Source organism: Kitasatospora sp. NPDC057518 (genome assembly GCF_042802075.1).
In the GTDB taxonomy this organism is placed as follows: domain Bacteria; phylum Actinomycetota; class Actinomycetes; order Streptomycetales; family Streptomycetaceae; genus Kitasatospora.
On sequence record NZ_JBHVEU010000064.1, the window covers coordinates 21,052 to 27,322 of the forward strand.

A 6,271-nucleotide genomic window follows, 5' to 3' on the forward strand; every position below is an offset into this window, starting at 1 on the left:
TCTACTGCCCCTCGCGCTTCTCCGCGGTCTTCTCCGCACGCTTCTCCTCGGTCTTCTCCGCGGTCTTCTCCGCGGACTTCCCCTCGCGCCGGTCCGCGTTGGCGACGATCGCGTCGTGCAGCCACTGGGCCAGGCCCGGCGCGATCTTCTCGTAGGTGTCGGTCCAGCGCGGGTCCGAGACGTACAGGCAGGCCAGGCCGCGGTGGATGGTGTACGTGCAGTCGTAGAAGTTCTGGCGGATGTGCTGCCGGTGCTCCTCCGCGAGGCCGGTGGCCACCGTGCCGTCGGCGGGCTCGCCGGCGGTGACCGCCCCGGCCAGGCGCTCGTTGAGCGCGGTCATCTCGGCCTGGATGCGCTGCCAGTCGGCCTTGGAGTAGCCGCCGGTGCGGCGCTGCGACTCGGCCCAGGCCGCGGTGTCGCCCCAGCGCTGCTCGGCCTCCTGCTCCCAGTCCTCCTGGTAGCCCTCGCCGAAGATCTCGAACTTCTCCTCCGGGGTCAGCTGAATGCCCATTCTCCGTGCCTCCATGGCGTGTTCGACGGCTGAGGCGAGCTCCTGGAGGTGACCGATCCGGTCGGTGAGCAACCGGTGCTGCCGCCGGAGGTGCTCGGTCGGGCTGACCGAGTCGTCGTCCAGGATCGCCGCGATCTCGTCCAGGGGGAACCCGAGCTCCCGATAGAAGAGGACCTGCTGCAGCCGGTCGAGGTCGGCGTCCACGTACCGGCGGTAGCCGGACCGGGTCCGGCCGGCCGGGGACAGCAGGCCGATCTCGTCGTAGTGGTGCAGGGTGCGGACGGTCACCTTGGCGATCTTCGCCACGGCGCCGACCGAGTAGCCCTCACTGGTCATCGGGGTTCCTCCCTGGTGCTGACCACCACCCTCGGCTCTCACGTCGCGTGAGGGTCAAGCCGTGGACGGGGACGGGCCCCTGCCGTCAGACCCCGGCGCCGGCCAGCGCCCGCTCGCGCCGCCGGCCGCCCCGACCGCCCCGGCGGCCGGTGCCGCCGCTGCCGCCGTCGCCCGGTGCGCCGGGCCGCTGCCGCCGGGACCGCTGGGTGGGCCAGAACAGCACGTACCCGGCGGAGACCACCACGAAGGCGAGCCGGACGAAGCCGCGGGCCGCGTCGGACGGGAGCAACAGCGTGCCGCCGTACAGCGCGGCCAGCGCGATCCAGCTCCACCACGGGACGAGCCGCTTCTGCCCGACGGCGTCCCAGAGCAGGGTGCCGAGCAGGATCGAGGCCGTGTAGTACGTGTAGACGCTCGGGTCGAGCAGGATGCGGGCGTCCGCGCCCAGCAGCACCACGGCCGGCCAGCGGCCGCGCCAGACGGCGACGCAGCCGAGCCCGATGCCGAGCGCGAACTGGGTCGGCCGGTCCCACCAGGGGGTGGCCGGGTCGGTGACCCCGAACCAGCGCAGCGCGGAGGCGGGCTGGTTCGGGATGGTGAACTTGGCGGCCGCCATGGTGTCCAGGTTGCCCAGGTAGAACGGCAGCCAGGCGATCGCCACCAGGGCGCAGAACCAGAGCGCGGTGCGCAGCCAGGCGGGCCGGGGCAGCGCCAGGATCAGCGGGGCGAAGGCGATCGCCCAGGGCTTGGAGTCCACCGCCAGCGCCAGGAAGACCGCGACCTGGACGGGCTTGCCGCGGGCCAGGGCGTGCGCGGCGAGGGTGGTGAAGAACAGCGCGAGGACGTCGTCCAGGTGCGCGAAGCGGACCGAGACCTCGACCCACATCGGGATGAACGCCAGCCCGGCGATCAGCAGCCGCTGCTGCAGCCGCCGGTGGTTGGTCCCGGTGCCGAGGTAGTACAGGGCCGCGGTGCGGCCGACCACGACCAGCATCACCAGGCCCAGCCCGGCGCTCACCGCCTCGGCGATCAGCTCGCCGGTGTGCGGTGCGAACGGGGCGGTGAGCCTGGCCGCGGCCAGGCTGACCGGGCCGATCTGGAGCTCCGGGTGGTGGGCGTAGAGCGACAGGCCGCCGTCGGGCTGGCCGCTGAAGAGCAACTGCTCGCCCTGGCGCAGGTAGTGCCAGGAGAAGCCGCCGCTGGGCTCGACCAGGAGGAACCAGAGCACCGTCCAGGCGGTCAGCAGGACGTGGTGCCTCCGGAGCGGCAGCCCGGCTATCCGCCCGGTCGTCGCCTCGTAGTCGGTGGTGGTCCGTGCCGTGCGTGCTACCCGCACCTGTCCTCTCCCCGCCGTTCCGCCCCCCTCCGGCCGGACATCCTATGTGACGGAGGAGAACCGTCCGGACCGCCCGCGGGACGGCCCGGGTCGGCCCCCGGAACGGCCCGTGCCGCCCACGGATCCGTCCGAGGGGACGGTGCGGGCGGCACGGGGGTGTTCCGGATCAGTGCCCTTCGGATCAGTGCGCTTCGGGTCGGCGCGCCTCGGGTCGGCGCGCTCGCGTCAGCGCGCTTCGCCTCAGCCCTGCTGGGCGGACTTGCGGCGGCGCAGCACCACGAGGGTGCCGACACCGGCCACCAGGACGGCGCCGCCGGTGGCCGCGATCGCGGTGGTGTTGCTACCGCCACCGGTCTGGGCCAGGGCCTTGTCGCTGCCGTCCGCGACGGCCTTGGCCTTGTCGACGGCGGCCGGGGTCAGCGGCGGCGGGGTGATGACCGGGGGCTCCACCGGGAAGTCGATCGGGCCCGAGGTGTCGCCGCTGCTCTCGACCGGGGCCGGGGCGGTGGCCGAGCCGGAGGGCTCACCGGTGGCCGGAGTGGTCGGCTTCTCGGTCGGCTTCTCGGTGGGCTTCTCGGTCGGGGTGTCGGTCGGCTTGCCGGTGGGCGTCTCGGTCGGCTTCTCGGTCGGCGTGACGGTCGCGGTGGCCGACGGCGAGCCGCTCGCGGTCGGGCTGGGCTTGCCCGTCTGGGACTGGGTCGGCGTCGGGCTGGGCTTGCCGGTGTGCGTCGGGGTCGGCTTGCCGCCCGGCGCCTTGATGGTGAAGCCCACGCCGCCGTCGCAGCTGAGGTGGCCGTTGTCGACCGGCTGGTGGGTGGAGTCGTCGAGCTGGGCGGCGAAGACGACCGGGACGACGCCGGCCCGGCCGAGCGGGGAGCCGTCATTGAAGGACGCCCGGACCTTGATCGGGACGTTCTTGCCGCGGTTCACCCCGAGCAGGTCGTCGGCGACCGGGTTGCCGGCCGAGTCGAGGGTGCCGAGCATCATCAGGACGGAGCTGTTCTTCTCGCCGCTCTGGTCGGGGGCGACCACGGCGGTCTGCCACTCACCGCCGGGGAGCCGGTACTGGACCTTGAGGTCCTTCGCCTGGAGCGAGCCCGCCTTGTTCTTGAACTTGAGCAGCGGGATGAAGACGAAGTCGTGCTTCGTCCGGTTGTCGATCTTGAAGGTGAACTCGCGGGCGTCGCCGCCGGCGATGAAGGTGCCGGGCACGCCGTTCAGCGAGAGGTCGAGGCTCGCGCGCGACGCCTTGTCGGCCTGCGAGGCGACGGCGGACGGGGTGCCGGTGGCACCGACGGCCATGGCGCCCTGGGCGCCGGCCAGGACGAGCGAGGACGCGAGCGCGGCGGCCCCGGCAAGGGCAAGACTGCGACGTATGGACAAGGGAGACCTCACGGAAGTGTCCGGGCGAGGCCCGGGCGCGAGGGGGCGGCCGAAGAACGCCGCGGACCCCCCGCGAAAGCTGAAAGTGCGACGGAGAGTACCGAACGACGGGACCGGTCCGGAAGGCGGGTGGCACACTGCGGTCCGGGCCCGGGAGAGGGCTGCCCGATTCGTCCAACTCTGGCCGTCCGTACGCCTTTTGCGCTCGGCTGGGACGGCGGCCGGATGACGGGTACACGCCCGGAGGACGGTACCGCACGACCCCCGGCGGCGGGCGGCGCGTGCGCGCGGCACCCGGCCCGCCGGGGGTCGGTCCGTGAGGGGGGGTCGGCCGTGCGGAACCGGCCGCGAGGGTTCTGCCCCGAGGGGTCGGCCCGGAAGGCCGGCCCGGAAGGCCGGCCCGGAGGATCAGCCCGCGAAGAAGGACTTGGCCGCGATCACCGCGCGCTCGTCCGCCAGCGCCTCGCCCGGGCGGGTGCCGTGGCCCAGCAGCACCCCGCCCCAGCCCATCCCCATGTAGTCGGCGGTCAGCCGGAGGGTGCCGATCAGCGGCTCGGCGTTGTCGTCGTCCTCGGTGGCGAGGGCGGTCACGCCCCAGATGGTGCCGCCGCGCATCCCCTCGCGGAACTCCACGCCGGGCACCCGGAACCAGGCCGACCAGTAGTCGAGGTAGAGCTTGGCGCTGGTCGGCAGCGCATACCAGTACAGCGGCGCGACGAAGACCAGGTCGGTGGCCGCCAGGGTGGCGTCCAGCAGCGTCCGCTCGTGGCCGGCCGGCTCGGGGTACGTGCCGTCGCCGGTGTGCCGCAGGTCCCGGAAGGGCGGCAGCGGGTGCTCGTCCAGCCGCAGCCACCGCTGCTCGGCACCGGCCGGCAGGCTCGACTCGGCGGCCAGCCGGGCGAGCCGGGCCGAGTTGCCGTCGGGGCGCGCGCTGGCGTCGAGGAACAGGAAACGGCGCGGCGTCTCGGCGCCGGGCGGCTGATCACCCATCAGGACTCCTCCGTGGTACGTACGGTGCGGACGCAGGAGTGAGCAGCCGTCGGACGCCGGTTTATTCCGCGCCCATGCCAACCGCCGGGCGGCAGCCGGGGATTGGCGGGCGCGGGTCCGGTCCGGCAGCCCGGCCCGGGGGCCGGCGGGCGGAGGTCAGTCGGGCAGCCCGGCCCGGCGGCGGGCGACCTCGGCGACCGCCGCCCAGTCCTTGTCCCCGTCGCCGTGGGCCAGCGCGTCCAGGAAGGCGTCCCGCAGGACGCTGCCGATCGGCAGCGGCACGTTGCGCGCGGCGCCCGCGTCCAGCGCGAGGCCGACGTCCTTGAGGCCGAGCGGCAGCCTGAACCCGGCCGGCTCGTACCGGCGTTCGGCCACCATCGCGCCGTAGCCGGTGTGGATCGGTCCGGGGAAGAGCGTGCCGGTGAGCAGGTCGACCAGGTCGGTCGGCCGGATCCCGTGCGCCTCGGCCAGGCTGCACGCCTCGGCCATCGACTCGATCGCGCAGGCGATCAGGAAGTTGGTGCTGATCTTGACGGTGTTGGCCTGCCGGGGGCTCTCGCCGAAGTGCCAGGTGCGCTCGCCCATCGCGGCGAACAGCGGCTCGGCCCGCTCCAGCAGTTCGGGCGCGCCCGCGACCAGGATGTTCAGCCGCCCCGCCGCCGCGACCGGCGGCCGGCCGAGGACGGGGGCGGCGACGTAGCCGACGCCGTGCTCGGCGTGCAGCGCCTCGGCCCGCTCGGCGAGGGCGAGCGAGACGGTGGCCATGTTGACGTGCAGGGTCGCCCCGGCGCCGGCCAGCAGCGCGGGGTCGAGCAGCAGCCGCTCGACCGCCGCGTCGTTGGCGAGCATGGAGACCACCGTGTCGGCGGCGAACACCTCGGCGAGCGAGCCGGCCGCCTCCGCGCCCTCGGCCACCATGGCGGCCACCGGCTCGGGCGAGCGGTTCCAGACCCGTACGGTGTGGCCGGCCCGCAGCAGGCTGCCGGCCATGCCGCGCCCCATCGCACCCAGCCCCACGAAGCCGATCGTCCGCCCGGTCATCCGCGCACTCCCGTCGCCGCCGCACCGCTCGTATGCGGCCGACTGTACGTCAGAAGTCTTGCGGTACCCGCCGGTCGGCACGGAAGCACACCCGGAGCCGGGCCGGTTCTCAGGCGCAGGCGCGGGCCCTCGACGGCAGCCGGGTGCGGTCGGCGGCCGCGCCGCGCTCCAGCTCGGCGACCACCCGGGTGCGCAGCAGCTCGTACTGGGCCTGGAGCCGGCCGGGGCGGGCCGGGCGGGCGACCGGTCGGCCCCGGCCGACCAGCTCGTCCGGCCCGAACTGCTCGCGGGTGAGGTCGATCTCGAAGCCGGTGGCGAAACGGTTCCACCAGTGGAGGTCCGTCCGCACCCCGTCGACGTACACCTCGCCCATCATGAGCTCGCCGCCGAGCAGGTCGTGCACCACCATCGCCGTCACCCCGCACTGACCACGGGCGGGATTGTCGGGACGCCAGTGGGCCAGATCCTCGGGCGCACAGGTGTCGACGCCCCAGGAGGAGCGGATCGCGCGTTCGATGTCGTTGAGGGTCCACGCCGTCATACCGGGAAGCCTGCCACGCGCCACTGACAGCGGCACCGGCTTTTCGAAGGGTCATCCCGTGTTCTGCGGCTACCCTTCCGGCGTTCACCCGAACGAGACCCCGGCCCGGCGGGCCCGGCCCCGGGCGCGGGGC

6 protein-coding genes are annotated in these 6,271 nt (G+C 74.1%); all 6 read right to left on the reverse strand.

Annotation, left to right across the window (positions count from 1 at the left end):
- Position 1: 1 nt before the first annotated feature.
- The 6 genes from ACFU7Z_RS09535 to ACFU7Z_RS09560 all read right to left on the reverse strand — a co-directional run bounded on the left by ACFU7Z_RS09535 (position 2) and on the right by ACFU7Z_RS09560 (position 6,138).
- Entirely contained in the window at positions 2-847 is an 846-nt protein-coding gene (locus ACFU7Z_RS09535; protein ID WP_380777138.1) for a MerR family transcriptional regulator, read from the reverse strand.
- Positions 848-932: 85 nt separating this feature from the next.
- Positions 933-2,183, reverse strand: a complete 1,251-nt coding sequence (locus tag ACFU7Z_RS09540) for a hypothetical protein (RefSeq protein ID WP_375875080.1) — start codon at positions 2,181-2,183, stop codon at positions 933-935.
- A 240-nt stretch (positions 2,184-2,423) separates the two neighbouring features.
- A complete protein-coding gene (locus ACFU7Z_RS09545; protein ID WP_380777139.1) occupies positions 2,424-3,566 on the reverse strand; it encodes an LPXTG cell wall anchor domain-containing protein in 1,143 nt (380 codons plus the stop codon).
- A 408-nt stretch (positions 3,567-3,974) separates the two neighbouring features.
- The gene (locus ACFU7Z_RS09550; RefSeq protein ID WP_380777140.1) at positions 3,975-4,556 is read right to left on the reverse strand and encodes an NAD(P)H-dependent oxidoreductase; all 582 of its coding nucleotides are present in this window, start codon (positions 4,554-4,556) and stop codon (positions 3,975-3,977) included.
- 156 nt (positions 4,557-4,712) lie between these two features.
- Positions 4,713-5,597, reverse strand: a complete 885-nt coding sequence (locus ACFU7Z_RS09555; RefSeq protein ID WP_117488646.1) for an NAD(P)-dependent oxidoreductase — start codon at positions 5,595-5,597, stop codon at positions 4,713-4,715.
- A 109-nt stretch (positions 5,598-5,706) separates the two neighbouring features.
- The gene (locus ACFU7Z_RS09560; protein WP_049651638.1) at positions 5,707-6,138 is read right to left on the reverse strand and encodes a hypothetical protein; all 432 of its coding nucleotides are present in this window, start codon (positions 6,136-6,138) and stop codon (positions 5,707-5,709) included.
- Positions 6,139-6,271 lie beyond the last annotated feature (133 nt).